This is a genomic window from Achromobacter denitrificans NBRC 15125, from assembly GCF_001571365.1.
In the GTDB taxonomy this organism is placed as follows: domain Bacteria; phylum Pseudomonadota; class Gammaproteobacteria; order Burkholderiales; family Burkholderiaceae_B; genus Achromobacter; species Achromobacter denitrificans.
This window is the reverse complement of the sequence record NZ_BCTQ01000010.1, coordinates 57,072-79,425: the sequence shown is the minus strand read 5'-3', so window position 1 is coordinate 79,425 and position 22,354 is coordinate 57,072. Positions and strand designations below refer to the sequence as shown.

General features: G+C 69.4%; 22 protein-coding genes and 1 tRNA gene. 11 read left to right on the top strand and 12 right to left on the bottom strand.

Going from position 1 to position 22,354, the window contains the following annotated elements; genetic code table 11:
- Positions 1-41: 41 nt before the first annotated feature.
- From ADE01S_RS10825 to apaG, 4 genes are all read right to left on the bottom strand, one after another.
- On the bottom strand, positions 42-839 hold the full coding sequence (locus ADE01S_RS10825; RefSeq protein ID WP_062681700.1) for a DsbC family protein: 798 nt from the start codon (positions 837-839) through the stop codon (positions 42-44).
- A 132-nt stretch (positions 840-971) separates the two neighbouring features.
- A complete protein-coding gene (locus tag ADE01S_RS10820; RefSeq protein ID WP_062681699.1) occupies positions 972-2,141 on the bottom strand; it encodes a UbiH/UbiF family hydroxylase in 1,170 nt (389 codons plus the stop codon).
- Complete coding sequence (mltA, locus tag ADE01S_RS10815; protein ID WP_062681698.1) at positions 2,138-3,442, bottom strand: murein transglycosylase A; 1,305 nt, start codon at positions 3,440-3,442, stop codon at positions 2,138-2,140. Before mltA ends, ADE01S_RS10820 begins: the two co-directional genes overlap by 4 nt.
- A 36-nt stretch (positions 3,443-3,478) precedes the next feature.
- Entirely contained in the window at positions 3,479-3,853 is a 375-nt protein-coding gene (apaG, locus tag ADE01S_RS10810; RefSeq protein WP_039882644.1) for a Co2+/Mg2+ efflux facilitator ApaG/CorD, read from the bottom strand.
- A 90-nt stretch (positions 3,854-3,943) separates the two neighbouring features.
- Here apaG and rpe point away from each other — a divergent pair, with 90 nt between their 5' ends.
- From rpe to trpC, 6 genes are all read left to right on the top strand, one after another.
- Complete coding sequence (gene rpe / locus ADE01S_RS10805) at positions 3,944-4,672, top strand: ribulose-phosphate 3-epimerase (protein WP_062681697.1); 729 nt, start codon at positions 3,944-3,946, stop codon at positions 4,670-4,672.
- A 14-nt stretch (positions 4,673-4,686) separates the two neighbouring features.
- Positions 4,687-5,394 carry a phosphoglycolate phosphatase gene (locus ADE01S_RS10800; RefSeq protein WP_062681696.1) on the top strand — a complete coding sequence of 236 codons (708 nt, stop codon included), beginning with the start codon at positions 4,687-4,689 and terminating at the stop codon, positions 5,392-5,394.
- 290 nt (positions 5,395-5,684) lie between these two features.
- The gene (gene trpE / locus ADE01S_RS10795) at positions 5,685-7,205 is read left to right on the top strand and encodes an anthranilate synthase component I (protein WP_062681695.1); all 1,521 of its coding nucleotides are present in this window, start codon (positions 5,685-5,687) and stop codon (positions 7,203-7,205) included.
- 62 nt (positions 7,206-7,267) lie between these two features.
- Complete coding sequence (locus ADE01S_RS10790; protein WP_062681694.1) at positions 7,268-7,834, top strand: aminodeoxychorismate/anthranilate synthase component II; 567 nt, start codon at positions 7,268-7,270, stop codon at positions 7,832-7,834.
- Positions 7,835-7,846: 12 nt separating this feature from the next.
- Positions 7,847-8,878 carry an anthranilate phosphoribosyltransferase gene (trpD, locus tag ADE01S_RS10785; protein ID WP_062681693.1) on the top strand — a complete coding sequence of 344 codons (1,032 nt, stop codon included), beginning with the start codon at positions 7,847-7,849 and terminating at the stop codon, positions 8,876-8,878.
- Entirely contained in the window at positions 8,875-9,663 is a 789-nt protein-coding gene (gene trpC / locus ADE01S_RS10780; protein WP_062681692.1) for an indole-3-glycerol phosphate synthase TrpC, read from the top strand. The genes trpD and trpC overlap by 4 nt, the downstream gene beginning before the upstream one ends.
- A 10-nt stretch (positions 9,664-9,673) precedes the next feature.
- On the opposite strand, the gene ADE01S_RS10775 is transcribed toward trpC, so the two are convergent.
- Positions 9,674-11,560 (bottom strand): sigma-54-dependent Fis family transcriptional regulator, encoded by a 1,887-nt coding sequence (locus tag ADE01S_RS10775; protein ID WP_062681691.1) that lies wholly within the window; start codon positions 11,558-11,560, stop codon positions 9,674-9,676.
- 217 nt (positions 11,561-11,777) lie between these two features.
- On the opposite strand from ADE01S_RS10775, the gene adh reads away from it, so the two are divergent.
- Both adh and ADE01S_RS10765 read left to right on the top strand, forming a co-directional pair.
- On the top strand, positions 11,778-13,307 hold the full coding sequence (gene adh / locus ADE01S_RS10770; RefSeq protein WP_062681690.1) for an aldehyde dehydrogenase: 1,530 nt from the start codon (positions 11,778-11,780) through the stop codon (positions 13,305-13,307).
- A gap of 57 nt (positions 13,308-13,364) precedes the next feature.
- The gene (locus ADE01S_RS10765) at positions 13,365-13,742 is read left to right on the top strand and encodes a DUF779 domain-containing protein (protein ID WP_062681689.1); all 378 of its coding nucleotides are present in this window, start codon (positions 13,365-13,367) and stop codon (positions 13,740-13,742) included.
- A 12-nt stretch (positions 13,743-13,754) separates the two neighbouring features.
- On the opposite strand, the gene ADE01S_RS31790 is transcribed toward ADE01S_RS10765, so the two are convergent.
- From ADE01S_RS31790 to ADE01S_RS10755, 3 genes are all read right to left on the bottom strand, one after another.
- Positions 13,755-13,913 carry a hypothetical protein gene (locus ADE01S_RS31790; protein ID WP_165695660.1) on the bottom strand — a complete coding sequence of 53 codons (159 nt, stop codon included), beginning with the start codon at positions 13,911-13,913 and terminating at the stop codon, positions 13,755-13,757.
- Positions 13,914-13,957: 44 nt separating this feature from the next.
- Positions 13,958-14,614: a 2-hydroxychromene-2-carboxylate isomerase gene (locus ADE01S_RS10760; protein WP_062681688.1), complete on the bottom strand. Its 657-nt coding sequence runs from the start codon at positions 14,612-14,614 to the stop codon at positions 13,958-13,960.
- Between the two features lie 64 nt (positions 14,615-14,678).
- Positions 14,679-14,888: a DUF2917 domain-containing protein gene (locus ADE01S_RS10755; RefSeq protein WP_087881488.1), complete on the bottom strand. Its 210-nt coding sequence runs from the start codon at positions 14,886-14,888 to the stop codon at positions 14,679-14,681.
- 171 nt (positions 14,889-15,059) lie between these two features.
- Here ADE01S_RS10755 and ADE01S_RS10750 point away from each other — a divergent pair, with 171 nt between their 5' ends.
- Positions 15,060-15,977 (top strand): LysR substrate-binding domain-containing protein, encoded by a 918-nt coding sequence (locus tag ADE01S_RS10750; RefSeq protein ID WP_062681686.1) that lies wholly within the window; start codon positions 15,060-15,062, stop codon positions 15,975-15,977.
- Positions 15,978-15,999: 22 nt separating this feature from the next.
- Here ADE01S_RS10750 and selD read toward each other — a convergent pair whose 3' ends face one another.
- Positions 16,000-17,061 (bottom strand): selenide, water dikinase SelD, encoded by a 1,062-nt coding sequence (gene selD / locus ADE01S_RS10745; protein WP_062681685.1) that lies wholly within the window; start codon positions 17,059-17,061, stop codon positions 16,000-16,002.
- A gap of 139 nt (positions 17,062-17,200) precedes the next feature.
- Between selD and ADE01S_RS10740 the strand changes: the two genes are divergently transcribed.
- Both ADE01S_RS10740 and ADE01S_RS10735 read left to right on the top strand, forming a co-directional pair.
- Positions 17,201-18,295, top strand: coding sequence for a transglutaminase-like domain-containing protein (locus ADE01S_RS10740; RefSeq protein WP_062681684.1), 1,095 nt, complete (start codon positions 17,201-17,203; stop codon positions 18,293-18,295).
- A 17-nt stretch (positions 18,296-18,312) separates the two neighbouring features.
- Entirely contained in the window at positions 18,313-18,852 is a 540-nt protein-coding gene (locus tag ADE01S_RS10735; RefSeq protein WP_062681683.1) for a TlpA disulfide reductase family protein, read from the top strand.
- Between the two features lie 28 nt (positions 18,853-18,880).
- Here the strand turns inward: ADE01S_RS10735 and ADE01S_RS10730 are convergent.
- From ADE01S_RS10730 to selA, 3 genes are all read right to left on the bottom strand, one after another.
- Positions 18,881-18,976, bottom strand: a tRNA-Sec gene (locus ADE01S_RS10730).
- Between the two features lie 12 nt (positions 18,977-18,988).
- Positions 18,989-20,935, bottom strand: coding sequence for a selenocysteine-specific translation elongation factor (selB, locus tag ADE01S_RS10725; protein ID WP_062681682.1), 1,947 nt, complete (start codon positions 20,933-20,935; stop codon positions 18,989-18,991).
- Positions 20,932-22,353 carry an L-seryl-tRNA(Sec) selenium transferase gene (gene selA / locus ADE01S_RS10720; RefSeq protein WP_062681681.1) on the bottom strand — a complete coding sequence of 474 codons (1,422 nt, stop codon included), beginning with the start codon at positions 22,351-22,353 and terminating at the stop codon, positions 20,932-20,934. Before selA ends, selB begins: the two co-directional genes overlap by 4 nt.
- Between the last annotated feature and the right edge of the window lies 1 nt (position 22,354).

The window sequence follows — 22,354 nt, the reverse complement described above, 5'->3', positions numbered from 1 at the left end:
GCCTGCGGCGCCAGCCTCCCGGCCGGCGCGCACGGCGCCGGTCAGTTCAAGCGGGCTTTGAGTTGTTCCAGGGGCAGCGCGCCGCTGGTGCGGGTGCCGTCCGCGAAAAACAGGGTGGGCGTGCCCCGCACCATCAATTGCTGGCCCAGGGCCAACAGCTTGTCCTCGGGCACTTCGCAATTGGCCGCGGCGGGCTTCTTGCCCCGCAGCATCCAGTCGTCCCAGGCGGCGCCCTGATCCTTGGCGCACCACACGTCCCGCACCTTGGTCTTGGAATCGGGCGACAGGATGGGATAGAGGAAGGTGTAGACGGTCAGGTTGTCGACGTCTTCGAGCGTCTTGCGCAACTGCTTGCAGTAGCCGCAATTGGGGTCTTCGAAAATCGCGACCTTGCGCGAGCCGTCGCCCTTGACCTGCTTGATGGCCAGGTCCAGCGGCAGCTGGTCGAAGGTCACGGCGCTCAGCCGCTCCTGGGATTCCCGGGTCACGTCGCGGCGCGTCATGGCGTCGATCAGCGGACCTTCCATGACCCAGGTGACCTTTTCATCCGTGTAGATCATGTCCATGCCCAGCTGCACCTCGAACAGCCCATAGGGCGTGCGGCGCACGGCGGTCACGTCCATGCCGGAGAAACGCTGCTTGAAGCGGTCCTTCACGGCGTCGGCCACGGGGTCGGCCGGCGCCACCTGGGTCGTCGAATAGCTTTTGGCGCCCTGGGCGGGCTGCCCCAGCGATTGCGTTGAGACGGATTTGCCGTCCTGCGCCATCGCGCCGGCCGACACGCCCAGCCCCGCGGCCAGGAAACCAGCCGCCAGCAAGGCGGATATGCGGAAATTCATCAGTACTCCTGTACTTGTCTATTGTGTGCTTCCGGGCAAGCGTAACCGATACGCCCCGGGGCCGCGGCCGGCGAGCACCGTATTCAGGTCAGACGCCCGGCCGCGCCCAAGGTTCCGCCGGGCGTCCCGCCGCTAGTTGCTCGACGCGCCGGCGATCAGGCGACGCTTGACCAGCGGGGCGCGCTCCACCCAATGCATGCCGGCGTTGCGCAGCCAGACCAGCGGCGTCGCCCGGGAGGCGAACAGCTTGTGCAGGCCGTCGGTCGCCAGGCGCATGGCCAGCACCGGCTCGGCCCGCGCGCGCTGGTAGCGGTGCAGGACCCGCAGGTCGCCCGCCTCGCGGTAGGGCTCGCGTCCGGCCACCGTGCGCGCCAGGGCCTCGACGTCGCCCAGGCCCAGGTTCAGGCCCTGGCCCGCCAGCGGATGCAGGCGGTGCGCCGCGTCGCCCGCCAGCGCGATGCCGGGCGCGACCATCTGGGCGCGTTCCAGGGTCAAGGGGAATCCGTGGAGCTTGCTGCGGACCTTCAAGGCCCCCAGGCGGCCCTCCGCGGCGTCCGCCAGCAGGGTCTCCAGGCGAGCGGCCTGCTCGGCCGGCGGCAGTGCCAGCAGGCCCTGGGCGCGCTCGCTGCGCATGGACCAGACCATGGAAACCTGAGGGCCGTCCGCCGTGTCCGGCAGCGGCAGCAGGGCCAGCACGCCGTCGTCGCGGAACCACTGGAAGGCCGTGCCCTGGTGCGGGCGCTCGGCATCCAGGTGGACCACCAGGCCGGTGTCGTCATAGGACTGGGATTCGTGCTTCAGGCCCGCCGCCGTGCGCAGCGGCGACGCCGCGCCGTCGGCGCCGACGAACAGCTCCGCCTGGATGCGGGCGCCGCTTTCCGTTTCGACGGCGCCGCTCTGGTATCCGGTGCAGCGGTCTTCCAGCCAGGGGATGCCGAACATGCGCACGGCCTGGATCAGCACGCGCTCGATCTCGCCGGATTCGACGATCCAGGCCAGTTGCGGCAGCGCCGCCTGCCAGGCGTTGAGATTGACCTGCCCGTCGGCATCGCCATGGATCTCCATGGCGCTGACCGGCATCAGCCGGGCCGCGGGCATGGCGTCCCAGACGCCCAGCTCGGCCAGGAAACGCTGGCTGGCGGGCGAGATGGCGTAGACGCGCGGATGGTAGCGGTCGGGGTCGGCCGCCGGCACGCTGGCGCGCGGCGCCAGCACGGCGACGCGCTGGCCGCGGCGGGCCAGCGCCAGGGCGGTGGACAGGCCGACGATGCCGGCCCCGCAAACGACGATCTGATGGCTCATCTTGCTGTCGGCTCCCCTGCCTGCTTGGGCCACAGCACCCACATCTGGCCGCGCTGCTTCATGCGGCCCGCCTGCTGCCCGGCCTCTTCGCCGTAGCCCCAATAGAAGTCGGCGCGCGCCGCGCCGCGGATGGCCGTGCCCGTGTCCTGGGCGAAGACCAGGCGCTGCAGCGGCCGGTCGGACGCCGGATAGGTGGTGGCCAGATAGACCGGCGCGCCCAGCGGCACGAAGCTCGCGTCCACCGCCACCGAGCGCCCCGGCGCCAGCGGGATGGCATAGGCACCCTTGGGCCCCTGTTCCGGATCGATCACGGGTTCTTCGCGGAAGAACACGACGGCCGGATTGGCATTGAGCATTTCCGGCACGCGCTTGGGATTGCGCTGGGCCCAGGCGCGGATGTTCTGCATCGACGCCTGGTCGGCGGAAAGCTCGCCCCGGTCGATCAGCCAGCGGCCGATGGAAACGTAGGGCTGGCCGTTGTGGTCGGCGTAGGCCACCCGGATGGTCTTGCCGGTATCGGGGCCGTCGGTGAGCTGCACCCGGCCGGAGCCCTGCACCTGCAGGAAGAAATTGTCGACGGGGTCGTCCACCCATACCACCACGGGCGGGCGGCGGCCCGATGAGGACTCGATGGCGGCCCGCGTGTCGTAGGGCACCACGCGCTTGCCGTCCAGCTTGCCGCGCACGCGCTTGCCCGCCAGGTCCGGGTAGACGGACCCCAGGTCGATCGTCAGCAGGTCGGCGGGCACGGCGTACAGCGGCCATTGGTAGTTGCCGGCCTGGCGGCGGGAACCGCGCACCAGGGGCTCGTAGTAGCCCGTGACCGTATTGCTGGCCGGCTTGCCGTCGGCGGCATTCAGGCGCCAGGGCTGGAGATAGGTCTGCAGGAAGCGGCGCACGCCCTCGCTGTCGCCGGCAGCGGGCGCGCGGGCCGGATCCACCGCGGCCGCGCAGACCGGCTGCCAGGCCCGCGGCGTGGCCCGCGCGGGCGCGGCCAGGTTGCCGGAGGTCGGGCGCATCAGCCCGCGGCAATTGCGCAGGAAAAGGGGCCAGAATCGGGAGAGGTCATCGCCGCTCCAGCCGGGCATTTCCGCCCAGGTCCCGGCCTTGAACTTGCCCGCCAGCGCGCGCGGTGGCGTATCGGGCAGGGCCGACAAGGGCGGCACGACCAGCGGGCCGTCGGCCGCGGACGGGCGGCTGCCGGGCGTGCCCGAGCCGCCGGATTCGGGAGGGATGTCTGAGGGCGTGGAGCATGCCGCCAGCAATACCGACAGCACGGACAAACTGAGAATGCGCTTCATGAGCAGAGGAAAAACGTACGACGGGGGCCGGACCATTCAGTGCAGGGTGCGCGGCATGGCCAGGACGAATTCGGAGATCGGCACTTCGAACGGGATGCCGTTCTCGCCGACGCAGTGGTAGGTGCCGCGCATCGTGCCCACCGGCGTGGGCAGGGGACAGCCGCTGGTGTATTCGAAGGTCTCGCCGGGCGCCAGCAGGGGTTGCTGCCCCACGATGCCCAGCCCGCGCACTTCCTGCACGCGCTGGTTGCCGTCGGTGATGATCCAGTGGCGGCTGATCACCTGGGCGGGATGCTCGCCCGTGTTGGTGATGCGGACGGTATAGGCGAACACGAACTGCTGTTCGCCGGGATCGGACTGTTCGGGCACGAAGCGCGGAGAGACAGAGACGCTCAGGTCGTAAGGTTTCACAGTCCTTCCCTGTGTGGCAGGCGCGGTTCCCGGACCCGCCGGACCGGGCCATTCCCGGTACCGCGCCTCAAGCTGCAATAATGGCACATTATGCCTTCACCGACTCCGAACATCATGTCTACCCTATCGGCCTCCACCCGCATCACCCCCAGCATCCTGTCGGCAGACTTCGCCCGCCTGGGCGAGGAAGTCCGCGACGTCGTCGCCGCGGGCGCCGACTGGATCCACGTGGACGTGATGGACAACCACTATGTCCCCAACCTCACCATCGGCCCGATGGTGTGCGCGGCGATCCGTCCCCACGTTTCGGTGCCCATCGACGTGCACCTGATGGTGGAGCCGGTGGACGACCTGGTCCCCATGTTCGCCAAGGCGGGCGCGGACTACATCAGCTTCCATCCGGACGCCAGCCGCCACGTGGACCGCACGCTGTCGCTGATCCGCGAAAACGGCTGCAAGGCCGGCCTGGTGTTCAATCCCGCCACCCCGCTGTCCTACCTGGACTACGTGATGGACAAGATCGACCTGATCCTGATCATGTCGGTGAACCCCGGCTTCGGCGGCCAGAGCTTCATCCCCGCCGCGCTCGCCAAGCTGCGCGAGGCCCGCGCCCGCATCGACGCCTGGACCCAGGCCGGCGGCCAGGAAATCGCCTTGCAGGTCGATGGCGGCGTCAAGATCGACAATATCGCCGAAGTCCGCCGCGCGGGCGCCGACACCTTCGTGGCCGGCTCCGCCATCTTCGGCAAGCCCGACTATGCCGGCATCATCAAGTCCATGCGCGAGCAGATCGCCATCGGCGAAACCACCGCCATCTGAAACCAGGAACCGACATGACCGCTTTTCGCGCCGCGCTGCTGGATCTGGACGGCACGCTCCTCGACTCCATCCCCGACCTGGCCTTCGCGGCCAACGCCATGCGCGTGGAGCTGGGCATGTCCCCGCTGCGCGAAGACGTGGTGGCCACCTTCGTGGGCAAGGGCGTGGACAATCTGGTCCGCCGCAGCCTCGCGGGCAGCCTCGAAGGCCCGGATCCCGAGCCCGCCGAGTTCGACCGCGCCCGCGCGGCCTTCTTCCGGCACTACCACCTGGTCAACGGCGAGAAGGCGACGGTCTACCCCGGCGTGATCGACGGCCTGAAGCACATGCGCGATCAGGGCCTGAAACTCGCCGTGGTCACCAACAAGCCCACCGAGTTCACGCTGCCGCTGCTGCAGCGCACGGGCCTGGCCGGCTTTTTCGACGCCGTGGTCTGCGGCGACACCTGCGCGCGCCGCAAGCCGGATCCCGACCAGGTGCTGCATGCCTGCGACCTGCTCGGCGTGGCCGTGAACGAAGCCGTCACCATCGGCGACTCCCTCAACGACGCCCAGGCCGGGCGCAGCGCCGGCACGCAGGTCCTGGTGGTGCCTTATGGCTACAACGAAGGAAGGGACGTGCGCGAGCTGGATGTCGATGGTATAGTTGACACGCTCGTTGACGCCGCCCAATGGATCGCGATCTGGAATCAAACCCGGAACGCAGCCAGGACAGGCTCCTGAAGCCCCGGACGGATCGCCTGGCAGCACGCGTATCCATACCGAATACCGCACCAACCGCAATACCGACACAGCACAATGAACGTTTCCATCCAGAACCAAATGCTCGGCGCCTCGTGGCGCTGGTGGCGTTTGTCTTCCGGGTGGCGATGATCCCTCCCGGCCCTGGACGCGTATGCCGCCTAGTGCCGTAGCTGTGTAACCACAGAGCCAAGCCCGGAACCAGTAACCTGGACCGGGCTTTTTGTTGTGCGCCTGGTCCGATAGCAGATAAATCGCTTACGAGACCCGACATGACCGAAATCGAATTCAAGGCCCTTGCCGCAGAAGGCTACAACCGCATCCCGCTGGTGGCCGAGACCTACGCCGACCTGGACACCCCGCTGGGCATCTACCTGAAGCTGGCGCACGCCGGCCCCCTGGCCGGCCGCATGACCTGCCTGATGGAATCGGTGGTGGGCGGCGAGCGCTTCGGCCGCTATTCCTTCATCGGCCTGCCGGCCCGCACGGTGATCCGCGCCAGCGGCACCCGCACCGAGGTCCTGCACGACGGCAAGGTCGCCGAAACCCATGACGGCGACCCGCTGGCCTTCATCGAGCAGTACCAGAGCCGCTTCAAGGTCGCCCTGCGCCCGGGCATGCCGCGCTTCTGCGGCGGCCTGGCCGGCTACTTCGGCTATGACACGGTGCGTCACATCGAACCCTGCCTGGGCCCCGCGGTCAAGCCCTTCCCCGCCGGCATGGAAGGCGGCACGCCCGACCTGATGCTGATGCACGTGGACGAGCTGGTCATCGTGGACAACCTGGCCGGCCGCATCTATCTGATGGTCTACGCGGACCCCGGGCAGCCCGAGGCCTACAGCCGCGCGCAGCAGCGCCTGCACGACCTGCGCGCCCGCCTGCGCCGCCCGGTCGAGATCCCCTACAGCCACGCCAGCATGCAGACCGAAGAGCGGCGCGACTTCAAGAAGGAAGACTATCTGGCCGCCGTGCGGCGCGCCAAGGAACACATCGCCGCCGGCGACCTGATGCAGGTGCAGATCGGCCAGGTCATCGCCAAACCCTTCCGCGACTCCCCCCTCTCCCTCTACCGCGCCCTGCGGTCCCTCAATCCCTCCCCTTACATGTACTTCTGGAATTTCGGCGACTTCCAGGTCGTGGGCGCGTCGCCCGAAATCCTGGTGCGCCAGGAACGCGTGGTGGACGAGGGCGTGACGAAATCGCAGATCACCATCCGTCCGCTGGCCGGCACCCGCAAGCGCGGCGCCACGCCGGAAGAGGACGCCGCCCTGGCCGCCGAGCTCAAGGCCGACCCCAAGGAAGTGGCCGAGCACGTGATGCTGATCGACCTGGCGCGCAACGACGTGGGCCGCGTGGCCGAGGTGGGCTCGGTGAAGGTCAGCGACACCATGGTCATCGAGCGCTACTCGCACGTCATGCACCTGGTGTCCAACGTGACGGGCAACCTGAACCCCGGCATGAGCAGCATGGACGTGCTGCGCGCTTCGTTCCCCGCCGGCACGCTGACCGGCGCCCCCAAGGTCGAGGCGATGAAGATCATCGACGAGCTGGAACCCGTGCGCCGCGGCATCTACGGCGGCGCGGCGGGCTACCTGAGCTACGGCGGCGAAATGGACGTGGCCATCGCGATCCGCACCGGCGTCATCAAGGACGGCACGCTGTACGTGCAGGCCGCCGCCGGCATCGTGGCCGACTCCAGCCCCGAAGCCGAATGGGCCGAGACCGAAGCCAAGGCCCGCGCCGTGCTGCGCGCGGCCGAACAGGTGCAGCACGGCCTGGACGAACCCATCTGAGGCCCCCGCGCCCGACCCGGACATTCCAAGCGGCCGCCGGACGGCCCGACAGGAGAAAAACAATGCTGTTGATGATCGACAATTACGACTCTTTCACCTACAACCTGGTGCAATACTTCGGCGAACTGGGCGAAGACGTGCGCGTGGCGCGCAACGACCAGATCACGCTGGAAGAGATCGCCGCCATGAATCCGGACCGCATCTGCGTGTCGCCCGGCCCCTGCTCCCCCGCCGAGGCGGGCATCTCGGTGCCCGTCATCCAGGCCTTCGCGGGCAAGAAGCCCATCCTGGGCGTGTGCCTGGGCCACCAGGCCATCGGCGCGGCCTACGGCGGCGACATCGTGCGCGCGCAGCAGATCATGCACGGCAAGACCGTGCGAATCTCGCACACCGGCACCGACATCTTCGCCGGCCTGCCCACCCCGTACACGGCCATCCGTTACAACTCCCTGACCATCGATCCCGCCACCCTGCCCGACTGCCTGACCGTCACGGCGACCGCGCCCGACGGCGACATCATGGGCGTGGCCCACAAGACCCTGCCGCTGTACGGAGTACAGTTCCATCCCGAGTCCGTGCTCAGCGAGCATGGCCATGCCTTGCTGCGCAATTTCCTGAACCTCGCCTAAGAAGGAAGCATCGTGACTATTTCCCTATCCGACGCGCTGACGCGCTGCATTGAACACCGCGAAATCTTCCACGACGAAATGCTGCATCTGATGCGCATGCTGATGCGCGGCGAGATGTCGCCGCAGATCGCCAGCGCCTTGCTCATGGGCCTGCGCGTGAAAAAGGAGACCATCGGCGAGATCACCGCGGCCGCCGAGGTCATGCGTGAATTCGCCACGCCCGTCGTCACGCCCAACCCGCAGGACCTGCTGGACATGTGCGGCACCGGCGGCGACGGCAGCCACACCTTCAATATCTCCACCACCGCCATGTTCGTGGCGGCGGCGGCCGGCGTGCCGATCGCCAAGCACGGCAACCGCAGCGCCTCGTCCTCCAGCGGCAGCGCCGACGTGCTGGAAGCCCTGGGCGCCAACCTGGTGCTGACGCCCCAGGAAGTGGCCGAGTGCATCCAGGCGACCGGCATCGGCTTCATGTTCGCGCCCGCCCACCACGGCGCCATGAAAAACGTGGCCGCCGTCCGCAAGGAGCTGGCCGTCCGGACGATCTTCAACATCCTCGGCCCGCTGACCAACCCGGCCGGCGCGGCCAACCAGCTCATGGGCGTGTTCCACCCCGACCTCGTCGGCATCCAGGTGCGCGTGCTGGAACGCCTGGGCTCGCGCCACGTGCTGGTGGTGCACGGCAAGGACGGCATGGACGAAGCCTCGCTCGGCGGCGCCACCATGGTCGGGGAACTCAAGGACGGAAAAGTCCTCGAATACGAGATCCATCCCGAAGACTACGGGCTATCCATGATGTCCAACCGGAGCATCAAGGTGTCCAATCGCGAACAATCGCGCGAGCTTGTCATCGAGGCGCTGGAGAATGTCGAGGGCACGGCCCGCGACATTGTCGCGCTCAATGCCGGGCTCGCGATCTATGCCGGCAATAAAGCCGATTCCATTCCCGCAGCCTTAGCGCTAGCATTTGAACTGATTTCCACCGGCGCGGCGCGAGCCAAGCTGGAAGAATTCTGCGCATATACCCGGAAATTCCAGAAATGAACGATATTCTCGCGAAGATCCTCGCCGTCAAGGTCGAGGAAGTCGCCGCCGCCCGCCAGATGCGCAGCGAAGCCGAAGTCCTGCGCGAGGCGCAGGCGCGGCAAGACGTCCGCGGCTTCGCCCAGGCCATCGAAGACAAGATCTCGCAGGGCAAGGCCGGCGTCATCGCCGAAATCAAGAAAGCGTCGCCTTCCAAGGGCGTGCTGCGCGACACCTTCAATCCCGCCGAGATCGCTGCTTCGTACGCGGTGCACGGCGCGGCCTGCCTGTCCGTGCTCACCGACGTGCAGTTCTTCCAGGGTTCCCACGATCACCTGCGCCAGGCCCGCGCGGCCTGCTCGCTGCCGGTCCTGCGCAAGGACTTCGTGATCGACCCCTACCAGATCATCGCCGCGCGCGCGATGGGCGCGGACTGCGTGCTGCTGATCGTGGCCGCGCTCAGCCCCGCGCAACTGCGCGACTATGAAACGCTGGCCATGGAACTGGGCATGGACGTGCTGGTGGAAGTGCACGACGCCAAGGAACTGGACGTCGCCCTGACCATGAAGACCCCGCTGCTCGGCATCAACAACCGAAATCTGCGCACCTTCGAGACCAGCTTGTCGAACACGCTGGACCTACTGCCCCAGATCCCCGCGGGCAAGCGCGTCGTTACCGAAAGCGGCATCCTCAAGCCGGAAGACGTGCAGCTGATGCGCAGCCACAAGGTCAATGCGTTCCTGGTGGGCGAAGCCTTCATGCGCGCCAAGGATCCGGGCGCGGAACTTGCGCGCCTGATCTCCTGAGCGCTGGTCCCTAGTCCGCGCCCTGCCGCGCGCGCGGTGAGGCCATTGCGGCGGCGCGCCGGTACAGGGTGCTGCGATGCAGGCCCAGCGCCCGCGCCGCACGGCTGACGTTGCCGCCATGCGCGGCCAGGGCGGCGCGAATAGCGGCATCCGTCAATCCCTGCAGGCTGGCAGGATCGCCGCTTTCCGGAGACGACGCGGCGGCTTGCGCGCCGCGGATGTCGGCGGGCAGCATGTCGGCGTCGACCACGCCCGCCGGCCCGGCCAGCACGTGCAGCGTGCGCAGCACGGCCACCATCTGCCGGTAGTTGCCGGGCCAGGGATAGGCCTCCAGGATGGCTTCGATGTCGGGCGGCAGCACCGGCCCCGCGCCGTGCGCCGCCCACAGGCCGCGCAGCAGTTCGAGGCGGTCCGGGCGCGCGCGCAGCGGCTCCAGCGTGACGGTGTATTCGGCGATCCGGAAGTACAGGTCGGGCCGCACGGGCGCGTCCTGGCCCTCGTGCGCCAGCGGGCGATGGGTGGCGCAGACGAGCGCGAAATCCACCGGCACCGGGCGCGCCGCGCCCAGCGGCGATACCTCGCGCGTCTGCAGCACGCGCAGCAGGCGCGATTGCAGCATCAGCGGCATGTCGCCGATCTCGTCCAGGAACAGCACGCCGCCATGCGCCTGGCGCAGCAGGCCCTTGCGGCCCTGCCGCCGCGCGCCGGTGAAGGCGCCGTCTTCATAGCCGAACAATTCGGATTCGATCAGGCTTTCGGGCAGCGCGGCGCAGTTCACCGCCACGAAGGGCCCGGCGGCCCGCTTGCCGCGCGCATGCAATTGCCGCGCGAAGACTTCCTTGCCCACGCCGGTTTCGCCCTGCAGCAGAATGGCCACGCCCGCATCCGACAGGTGCACGGCGCGCGCCAGCGCGCCCAGGGTGGCGGCATCGAAATTCGGCGCGGCGGGACGCGTCGCGGCGACGGGCGGCAAGGCCGGCGCCGGCGCCTGGCGGGCGCGGGAACGCGGCCAGCGCAGGCGCGCATGGTAGACCGCGCCGGAGCGCGCCTGCACCCGGCCCGCGGCGTCGGGGCAGCGCTCGATGTCGCCCTCGAACACGTCCGCGTAACGGTAGACGCCCAGCGCGGTCGGGGCCAGGCCCAGGGCCTGCAAGGCGCGGCGGTTCGCGCCGACGAGCCGATCGCCGTCGAAGGCCAGCAGCCCCTCGCCCGGCATGCCCAGGCCGGAATGGTCCGTGTGCAGCCGCAGCACCGCATGCTGTTCATAGGCTTGCTCGAACAGGTTGTGCTCGATCAGGTCGACGGCCGCGCGAACCAGCTCCAGCATTTCGGGACGGATCTCGCGCGCCTGGCTGGACAGGTCCAGCACGCCGACCGTGCGGCCTTCGCTATCGGTAATGGGGACGGCGGCGCAGGTCAGGATGCGGTTCGGTTCGAAATAGTGCTCGGCGCCGTGCACCGCGATAGGCCGGCCCTCCACCAGCGCGGTGCCGATGGCATTGGTGCCGGCCGCGGCCTCGTCCCAGGGCGCGCCGGGCATCAGCGCCACGCGCGAAGCGCGCTGGGCGAAGCCGGTGTCGCCGTCGGTGTCCAGCACCAGGCCCTGGGCATCGGAGAGGATCACCAGGCTGCCGCTGCCGCCCGCCTGGCGGCGCAGCATGGACATGGCGGGATCGGACATCCGGCGCAGCGCCTCGTTGCGCTGCTGGGCCTCGCGCAACTCGCCCTGGGTCATAAGCTCGGCGCGACGCACGCCGCGCATGTCGAAGCCCAGGTCGGCGCAGCGCCGCCACGAGCGCAGGATGGGCTCGGCGACCATGCCGCCGGGCACGGCGCCCTGCTGGTTGAACAGCAGGCGCGCTTGCGTCAGCGCCTGCTGACGGGAATGAGTGGCCATGCATGTCTCCTGGGACAGGCGTTCTGCGACGCCTGTTCTGCGACGATGTCGCAAAACGCGACAGCGGTGTTCCCGCCGCGGCCGCCACGCGGGCTTGAAAATCAACTTTCGCATGCAGGGAGCGGGCTGTCCAGGGGATAAGTCCGGACTGGCACGTTCCTTGCTTGATACGCATCAGGCAGCCGACTGCCGCATTCCCACAATACCGGAGACAAGCATGGACATCGCGACCCGCGTTACCCCCGACACCTATGGCACGCGCCTCGACCTGAAGACCCAGTACGACAATTTCATCGACGGCAAGTGGCAGAAGCCGGCAGACGGCGAATACTTCGACAACGTCACGCCGGTCACGGGCCAGATCCTGACCCGCAACGCCCGCTCCAAGGAGCGCGACATCGAACTGGCGCTGGACGCCGCGCATCGCGCCGCCCCGAAATGGGGGGCCACGCCGGCGGCCGAACGCGCCCGCATGCTGATGCGGATCGCCGACGTCATGGAGGCCAACCTCGAACGCCTGGCCACCGCCGAAACCTGGGATAACGGCAAGCCCATCCGCGAAGCCCGCGCCGCAGACATCCCCCTGGCGATCGACCACTTCCGCTATTTCGCCTCGTGCATCCGCAGCCAGGAAGGCGGGCTGTCCGAGATCGATCACGACACCGTGGCGTACCACTTCAATGAGCCGCTGGGCGTCGTGGGCCAGATCATCCCCTGGAACTTCCCGATCCTGATGGCGGCATGGAAACTGGCGCCCGCCCTGGCCGCCGGCAACTGCGTGGTGCTCAAGCCGGCCGAACAGACGCCGCTGGGCATCCTGCTCCTGATGGAACTGATCGGCGACATCCTGCCTCCGGGCGTGGTGAACGTGGTCACCGGCTTCGGCCTGGAAGCCGGCAAGCCGCTGGCCTCCAGCAAGCGCATCGCGAAGATCGCCTTCACCGGCGAGACCACGACGGGGCGCCTCATCATGCAATACGCCTCGCAGAACATCATCCCCGTCACGCTGGAACTGGGCGGCAAATCGCCCAACATCTTCTTCGCCGACGTGGCCGCCCAAGACGACGATTTCCTCGACAAGGCCGTCGAAGGCTTCGTCATGTTCGCGCTGAACCAGGGCGAAGTCTGCACCTGCCCCAGCCGCGCGCTGATCCAGGAATCGCTCTACGACAAGTTCATGGAGCGCGCGCTGAAGCGCGTCGCCGAAATCAAGCAGGGCAATCCGCTGGACGCGGACACCATGCTGGGCGCGCAGGCCTCGACCGAACAGCTGGAGAAGATCCTGTCCTACCTGGACATCGGCAAGCAGGAAGGCGCCGACGTGCTGGCCGGCGGCTCGCGCGCGCAGATGCAGGGCGCGTTGGAAGGCGGCTACTACGTGCAGCCCACGGTTTTCAAGGGACACAACAAGATGCGCGTGTTCCAGGAGGAAATCTTCGGCCCGGTGGTGGCGGTGACGACCTTCAAGGACGCCGACGACGCGCTCGCCCTGGCCAACGATACGCTCTACGGCCTGGGCGCCGGCGTGTGGTCGCGCGACGCGAACACGTGCTATCGCATGGGACGCGCGATCAAGGCGGGCCGCGTCTGGACCAACTGCTACCACGCCTACCCGGCGCATGCGGCGTTCGGCGGCTACAAGCAATCCGGCATCGGGCGCGAGAATCACAAGATGATGCTCAACCACTATCAGCAGACCAAGAACCTGCTGGTGAGCTACTCGCCCAAGAAGCTGGGTTTCTTCTGATCCGGCAATAGGCTGGCGCCGGGCCGCGAGGCCCGGCGCGCCGCCAAGGAGCCTGACATGCCAGAATCAACGCCGCGCGTCGTCGCCACCGACGAGGCCCGCCGCCTGATCGATACGCTGCGCGCCAAGCACGGCCCGCTGATGTTCCACCAGTCCGGAGGATGCTGCGACGGCAGTTCCCCCATGTGTTATGCGCTGGGGGAATTCATGGTGGGCGGCTCGGACGTGCTGCTGGGCGACCTGGAGGGCTGCCCGTTCTACATGGGCGAGGACCAGTTCGCGTATTGGGAGCACACCCAGCTCATCATCGACGCCGTCCCCGGCCGGGGCGGCGCCTTTTCGCTGGACAGCGCCGAGGGCAAGCGTTTCCTGCTGCGCTCGCGCCTGTACTCTGACGAAGAATGGGCGCGCGTGGCGCCCGTGACCAGAGGGTGAATCGCGGCCGGGCTAGGTCCCGTCCTTCGGATCCCGTTTGCCCGCCGGCGCCGCGCGTTCGGCCAGCTTCCACTGGAACGAGACGCGCCGGATGCGGGCTGCGCGGAATTGCGTAAACGAACGGCCGCCCGGCATGGGCGCGCCGCGATAGGCACTGCTGGCGTTCTTCATTGCTTGAAGTTGCGTTGACGAAAAAACTGGCGTGAAAGCGGCGTTCAGGCGCGGACCGCGGGCGGCGTCCAGGCGCTGGCGGCGGGCGCGGGCCGGCGGGTCCAGTCCAGCGCGTCTTCCAGGCGGTCGTTGCCCCAGAACATCTCGCCGTCCACGAAGAACGTGGGCGCGCCGAACAGGCCCAGGTTGCGGGCGCGGTCCACCTGGCGGCGCAGCGCTTCCTTGGCGGCCTCGGACTTGCCGCGCGCGATCAGGGCGTCCGCGTCCAGCGAGAGGTCCGTCAGCAGCCCGTGCACCACGTCCTCGGCCTGGATGTCCAGGTCGTGCTGGAAATTGGCGCGGAAAACCGCCACGCAGAAATTGCGGCCCCAGGGCTCGTCCTGGCCCAGCAGGGCGATGCGCGCGGGCAGCACGCTCATGCGCGGAAACAGGCGCGGCCGGTTGTAGACCACGCCGTATTTCTCGGCCAGGCGGGCGATGTCGCGCATCATGTAGGCGCCCTTGCCCGGGAAGAGCCGGAACGGCGTGTCGTTCCAGCCCTGGGCCTGGAAGATGGGGCCCAGCAGGAAGGGGCGCAGGTCTACCCGCACCCCGGCTTCGCGGGCCAGGACGTCGATGCGCTCGATGGCCAGATAGCTGTATGGGCTGGCGAAATCGAACCACATCTCGATGCGGGGCGTATCGGGCAGGGACGCAGTCATCACGAACTCCGGAGGGGCCAGGATACCCAGGGCCTGTTAACACTAAAAAAGCCTCGCGCGGGCCCTAGGAAAGTAGCGCGACCTGCGCATCCGGCAGGCCGCTGAGAACGACATCGCGATCGCTGCCGACGGTGACGGAATCACCGGCTTGCAGCACGCTGTCATCGAAGCGGCGGTATTCGGATACCCACAAGGTGCCGGCGTGACACACGATGCGAAGGCCCGATGCGCGCTTGAGCAGCATAGTCGACCCGCCGGCCAAACGGAATGACATTCCCGCAGTGCAACATACCTGGATCATGGCGTTCCTCCCGGGCCGCGGCGGCGGCAATCGCGGCGGATCGCGGGGCTGTCGCCCCGGGACCCGTCGTCTGAGTCCTATTGAACGCCCTCGGAGTACTATTGCTCAAGCGACATTTCTGTCCGGTACGCATGAGTTTTACGAATGCCATATCCGCTGGCCAAACTTCCTCCGCTTGATCTCGTCCGGGGCTTCGTGGCGGTGGGCCGCCGCATGAGCATCACCCTGGCGGCGCAGGACCTGCACGTCACCCAATCCGCCGTGAGCCGCCAGATCCGGGCGCTGGAAGCCCACCTGGGCGTGCCCCTGCTGGTGCGCGGCTTCCGCAGCGTGTCGTTCACCTCCGAAGGCGCCCAGCTGTTCCGCATGGCCGACGTCTGGCTCAGCCAGCTGGGCGACCTGACCGAACAGCTGCGCGCGCCCGAAAGGCGCACCCCCGTGACCATCACCACCACCATCGGCGTGGCCTCGCTGTGGCTCCTGCCGCGCCTGGGCGACTTCCAGGAGGCCCATCCGCATATCGACGTGCGCGTGGCGGCCGACAACCGGCTCATCGACATCGACCGCGAGAACGTGGACATCGCGATCCGCTACAGCCTGCGCGACGGCGTGCCGGACACGGCGGCCTGGCTGTTCGGGGAATCGGTGGTGCCGGTGGCGCATCCTTCGCTCGGCGCGCGCGAACTGGACGCGGAAGAATTGCAGCGCCACGTGCTGCTGGAATTCGACGATCCCACGCGGCCCTGGCTGCAATGGTCGGAATGGCTGAACGCGCGCGGCCTGGGCCGGGTTGCCGCCCGGGGCATGCTGCGCTTCAACCAGTACGACCAGATCGTGCACGCCGCGCTGGCCGGCCACGGCATCGCGCTGGGGCGACTGGCGCTGATCGCGCCGATGCTGGCGGACAAGCGCCTGGAAGCCGTCGGCGGCCAGGCCGCCCGCGCCACCGAGCTGGCCTACTGGCTGGTGCGCAATGCGCGCCGCAGCACGCCGGACGCGGAAGTCGTCATGCAGTGGCTGATGGAACAGGCCGCCGCCACCGCGCGCGACCTGACCGCCTAGGGGCCGGAAAGCCCCGCCGGGATCACTCCACCCGCACCACGGGCTCGCCCGCCGTCATCTCGCCGATGACGGCCGCCTGGTCGAAGCCCTGGCTGCGGAAGAGGTCCAGCACGGCGTCAGCCGTTTCCGGCGCGCAGGACACCAGCAAGCCGCCGGAGGTCTGGGGATCGGTCAGCAAGGCTCGCTGCGTGTCGGTGACCGCATCGCCCAGGCGCACGGATTCGCCGTAGGACGCCCAGTTGCGGCCGGACGCGCCCGTGATGATGCCCTCCCCCGCGTAGGCTTGCACGCCCGGCAGCCAGGGCAGGGACTCCAGCCTCAGGCGCGCGGCCAGCTTCGCGCCGCGCGCCATCTCCAGCGCGTGGCCCAGCAGGCCGAAACCGGTCACGTCGGTGACGGCGTGCACGCCGTCCAGCGCGGCCAGCGCCGGCCCCGGGCGGTTCAGTCGGGTAGTCGTGTCTATCATCACGCGATAGCCGGCTTCGTCCAGGCGGTTCTTCTTCAGCGCCGCCGACAAAATGCCCACGCCCAGGCCCTTGCCGAGGATCAGCACGTCGCCGGCGCGCGCGTCGGCATTGCGCTTCACGCGGGCCGGATGCACCAGGCCCATCGCCGCGAGCCCGTAGATGGGCTCGACGGAGTCGATGCTGTGGCCGCCCGCCACCGGTATGCCGGCGTCCGCGCACACGGACTCGCCGCCGCGCAGGATGTCGGCAATGACGCTGTGCGGCAACACATTGATGGGCATGCCGACGATCGCCAGCGCCATGATCGGCGTGCCGCCCATGGCGTACACGTCGGACAGCGCGTTGGTCGCGGCGATGCGGCCGAAATCGAACGGATCGTCCACGATGGGCATGAAGAAATCCGTGGTGGCGATCAGGGCCTGCTCGTCGTTGAGCCGGTACACCGCCGCGTCGTCGGCGGTTTCGGTGCCGACCATTAGGTTCGGATAGCTGGCGGCCGGGCCGAAGCGGGCCAGCAGGGCCGACAGCACGCCCGGCGCGATCTTGCAGCCGCAGCCGCCGCCGTGCGACAGCGAAGTCAACCGCGGCACCGCCGCGCTAGCTACATCCTGGGTCATCTCGATCTCCGTTCGTCAGGCGAAAAGGATAGCACCGCCGCCGGAATTCGCCCTATGATGTTCCGGCAGCACGCAGCAACGGACGGCCGCCCGTCGCCGGGCGCACCGACAGCCAATCTTCACCGTGAGTGAGGGCTATATGGATCGCCGACACTTCCTCCGTTTCTCGGGCGCCGTGTGCGCCGCCGGCGCGTTGCCCCAGATCGCGCGCGCCGGGAATCCCGTCAGCGCCGGATGGCGCGCCTTCGAACTGACAACCGACATCAGCGTGCAGGATCCCGGCGCCCACACGCGCCTCTGGATCCCCGTTCCCTACGCCGTCGACACCGCCTACCAGCGCGGCGCGCAAAGCGCCTGGCAGGTCGGCGGCGGCGGCGCCGCCCGCCTGGCGCAGGCGCCCGGCTACGGCGTCCAGATGCTGGTCGTGGAATGGCCCGACGCGCAGGCGCCGCGCACCGTCACGATCACCAGCCGCTTCCAGACCCGCAATCGGCGCGTCGACCTGACGCAGCCGCCGCCCGCCGACGCGCCTCGGGAAAGCCCGGCCGCCTTGCGCGAATACCTCAAGCCCACCGCGCTGCTGCCCACCGACGGTATCGTCAAGACCACCGCCGACCGCATCACGCGCGGCCGCCAGGGTGACCTGGCGCGCGCCCGCGCCATCTACGAATGGGTGGTCGAAAATACCTGCAGGACCGCCTCCACCCGGGGCTGCGGCGTGGGCGACGTGCGCTACATGCTCACTGCCAACGACCTCAACGGCAAATGCGCCGACATCAATTCGCTGTTCGTCGCGCTGGCGCGCGCGGCGGGCATCCCCGCGCGCGATGCCTACGGGCTGCGCGTCGCCGACTCGGAGCTGGGCTACAAGAGCCTGGGCAAGTCCGGCGACGTAACCAAGGCCCAGCACTGCCGCGCCGAGTTCTACGCGGCGGGATACGGCTGGGTTCCCGTCGATCCCGCCGACGTGCGCAAGGTCATGCTGGAAGAGCCGCCGGGCGAACTGCCTCTCACCGACGCCAAGGTCCGGGCGGCGCGCGTCATGCTGTTCGGCGCCTGGGAAATGAACTGGGTGGCCTACAACCACGGCCACGACGTGGCGCTGCCGGGCGCGGCGCACGGCCCCGTGCCCTTTCTCATGTATCCCAACGGAGAAACCGCGGACGGTCGCCTCGACAGCCTGGACCCCGACGGCTTCCGCTACCGGCTCAGCGCCCGGCCCGTCTCCATCTGACCAGGCAAAGGCCCGCCATGCTCAGCCGCCGCCAGCTCCTGCAGTCGGGCCTGTCGCTGGCGGCCGCGCCGTGGCTGGCGCGCGCCGCCAGCGACAGCGCGCTCAAGACGGCCACCGGCCCGGACTGGGCCGCCTGGAACGCGCCGACGCCGCCGCTCGTCCTGCCCGACCTGTCCGGGCGCGAGAAAAAGCTCTCGGCGTGGCGCGGCAGCGTCGTCGTCGTGAGTTTCTGGGCCACCTGGTGCGATCCTTGCCGCGACGAAATCCCCGTCATGTCCGCGATGGCCAGGCGCCATCGCGAGGAAGGGCTGCGGCTGGTGGCGGTGAACGTGGGCGAATCGCTCGGCAAGATCACCACCTTCCTGGCCAAGTGGCCGGTGGCGGGAACGGTGCTGCACGATCGGAACAGCGCCGCGTCCAAGCAATGGGCAGCGGTCGGCCTTCCCGCCAACTACCTGGTGGACCGCGGCGGATCCGTCCGATATTGGCACCTGGGCGAACTGGACTGGAAGTCGGATCGGGTGGGCGGCGTGGTGACGCGGATGCTGCGCGCCTAGCGCGCAGCCGGCGCTGCCGGGGAAGAGATGGCGGAAGGCAGCAGGAGTCGAACCTACCTGGGAGCGTCTGACGCCCCCAACTGGGTTTGAAGCCCAGCCGCGCCACCGGGCACGGATGCCTTCCGCGATGGCCCGCCTATGATACCGGCTGCGGCGCCGGTTGCGTCCCCCCATAGGCACTATCGTGACGCAATACGTGCGCATCGCGCACCCGCCGCGTGTAGCCCACGCGGTCGAAGAACTCCAGGATCTGGATCGCCCGCTTTCTTCCCAGCCCCGTCGCGTCGCGGAAGGCCGCCGCGTTCAGCCCCCCGGGCCGCGCCGCGAAGTCCGCCGCCAGCGCGGCCAAGGCGCGCACCTGGTCGCGGTGGTAGTACAGGTCCTTCACGATCTGGGCCACGTCCCCGCGCCGCAGCAACTTGCGCAGCACTTGCCGCATGCGCTCTTCGGGCTCGCCCAGCGTCCGCGCCAGGTCTCGCACCCAGGGCGGATCGAAGGCCCCCGCCGCCAGCAGCGGCAGCACCCGTTCCGCCAGCGCCGCTTCTTCGTCGCCCAGCGTCGCGGCATGGCCGGGCAGGTGCAGCCAGGGGCCGTTGCGCGCGATGCGGCCCGCGCGTTGCAGTTCGTCGAGCGCGGCCTGCCACAGCGCGTCGGGCCCGGCCGGCATCGCCATCCGGCGCAGCCGCGCGCCGTCGGGGCCCGGCTCGTCCGGCGCGCCCTGGTGGAAGGCGGCCAGCGCCTGTTCGATGCGCGCGCGCAGCGCGTCCCAATGCGCCGCCAGGATCAGGGTCCGCGGCGCCTGTTCGGTCCGCGCCTCGATCCACAACGCGCCTTCGGGCGCCTGCACGCTCCGCACGGGCTGCCCGGTCAGGCGTTGCAGCGCCGCGTCGTCCAGCCCGAGCGCGGCCTGTTCCAGCACCGGCCGCAGGCTGCCGCCGTCCAGCATGTCCGACAGGGCCCGCAGCCATTGCAGGCGCGCCGTCGAGCGTCGCTTGCGGTCGGGCGCGTTCGGATCCAGCACGCGGCCGCCGCCGACCGTGCGCGTGGCCTGCGCGTTGCGCACGATGTAGCGATCGCCCGGCATGGCGCAGACGGGCTCGTCGAAAACCAGCTGCACCCAGCCGGACTGCCCCGCGCCGATCGACTCCGCGCTCAGCGGAACCGCGTGCGCCACGTGGCGCGCCGCGCCGATGTGCACGTGCAGGGGCGACCAGGCGCGCACCGGCGCGTCCGCCGACGCCAGCAGCGTGAGCGCCACGTCGACATGGCGCGACGGCAGGAAGCACCGCTCGTCGGCGATCCAGTCCCCCCGCGCGATGGCGTTCTTGTCGATGCCCGCCAGGTTCAGGGCGCAGCGCTGGCCGGCCACGCCGGTCTCGCTGGGCTGGTTCTGCGCATGGATGCCGCGCACGCGCACGCGGCTGCCGGCCGGCATGAGCAGCAGCCCGGCCGCCTCGTCGCCGGCGCGGACCTCGCCGGCATGGGCGGTTCCCGTCACCACCGTGCCATGGCCCGGCAGCGTGAAGACCCGGTCCACCGCGAGCCTGAACAGGCCGTCTCGGCCACGTTGCGGCATGGCCTGCGCCTGCTCGTGCAGATGCGCCTTCAGCGCCGCGGCGCCTTCGTCGCCGGCCGCCGAGGCGCACACGCCGAACACCGGCGCGCCCTGCAGGAACGTGCCGGCCGCCAATGCCGCGATCTCCGCGCGCACCGCTGCCTGGCGCGCGTCGTCGGCGCGGTCGGTCTTGGTCAGGGCCACCGCGCCCCGCGTCACGCCCAGCAGGGCCAGGATGGCGAGGTGCTCGCGCGTCTGGGGCATGACGCCGTCGTCGGCCGCCACGACCAGCAGCCCGAAATCGATTCCGCTGGCGCCGGCCGCCATGGTGTGCACGAGTTTCTCGTGGCCGGGCACGTCGATGAAGCCGAGCACGTCGCCGTTGGCCAGCGGCGCGTAGGCGTAACCCAGTTCGATGGAAATGCCGCGCGCCTTCTCTTCCTTGAGCCTGTCGGTGTCCACGCCCGTCAGGGCGCGCACCAGCGTGGTCTTGCCGTGGTCGATGTGGCCGGCGGTACCGACGATCATGCGAGCGGCTCCGCCAGCTGCGCGACGAAGGCCGCTTCGTGCGCCGCTTCCAGGCAGCGCAGGTCCAGCCACAGGGCGTCGTCCGCGATGCGGCCGATCACGGGCACCGGCAGGCCGCGCAGGCGCGCTTCGAGCTTGTCCAGGTGGCGTCCGGGGCGCCCGCCGCCAGTATGGCGCAGCGCCAGGCCGTAGCTGGGCAGTTGGTCCACCGGCAAGGCGCCGCTGCCGATCTGGCTGAACATGGGCACCGCCTCGACCGCGTAGGCGGGGCCCGCCGCGTGCGCCACCACGCCGCGCAAGCGCTCGGCCTGCGGCTGGATGTCGCGTTGCGGGCGCGTCAGCAGGCGCAGCGTGGTCAGGCGCTGGGCCAGGAACTCGGGCGCGCGGTACAGCGCCAGCACGGGCTCCAGCGCCGCCAGGGTCAGCTTGCCCACGCGCAGCGCGCGCTTGAGCGGGTTCTTCTTGATCTTGCGGATCAGGTCGGCGCGGCCCACCAGCAGCCCGGCCTGGGGGCCGCCCAGCAGCTTGTCGCCGCTGAAGGTGACGAGATCCGCGCCGGCCTCGATGGTTTCGCGCACGGTGTCTTCCCGCGGCAGCCCGAACTGCGTCAGGTCCACCAGCGTGCCGCTGCCGAGGTCCACGGTGGCCGGCAGGCCGCGGGCGTGGGCCAGCGCGGCCACCTCGGCCACGCTCACGCTTTTGGTGAAGCCCGTTACCGCGTAGTTGCTGCAATGCACTTTCATCAGCATGGCCGTTCGGGGGCCGATGGCACTTTCGTAATCGGCGGCATGCGTGCGGTTGGTGGTGCCGACCTCCACCAGCTTGGCGCCAGCCCGCTTCATGATGTCGGGGATGCGGAACGCGCCCCCGATCTCGACCAGCTCGCCGCGCGACACCACGACCTCGCGCCGGTCTGCCAGCGCGTTGAGCATCAGCAGCACGGCGGCGGCATTGTTGTTGACGACGGTGGCGGCTTCGGCCCCGGTCAGTTCGCACAGGAGTTCGTCGATCAGGTCGTCGCGATCACCGCGGCCGCCGCTGTCCAGGTCGAATTCCAGGTTGGCGGGCGCGCTCAGCGCGCGCAGCACCGACGCCACGGCCTCGTCGGGCAGCAGCGCCCGCCCCAGGTTGGTGTGCAACACGGTGCCGGTCAGGTTGTAGACCGCGCGCAGGCGCGGCTGCGCCGCCCGGGCCAGCCCGTCCTCGACGCGCGCCGCGATGGCGCAGGGCTCCAGCTCCGCCTTCGGCAGCGCGCCGGCGAGGGCCCGTTCGCGCAACGCGCCCAGGTCCTTGCGCAAGGCCGCCACCACCTGGCTGCGGCCATGCCCGGCCAGCGCGGCCGCCATGACATCCGCGTTCAGGAGGCGGTCGAGCGAGGGGATATCGGAAACGGCCGCGCCGGCGTCGGATTCGGACATG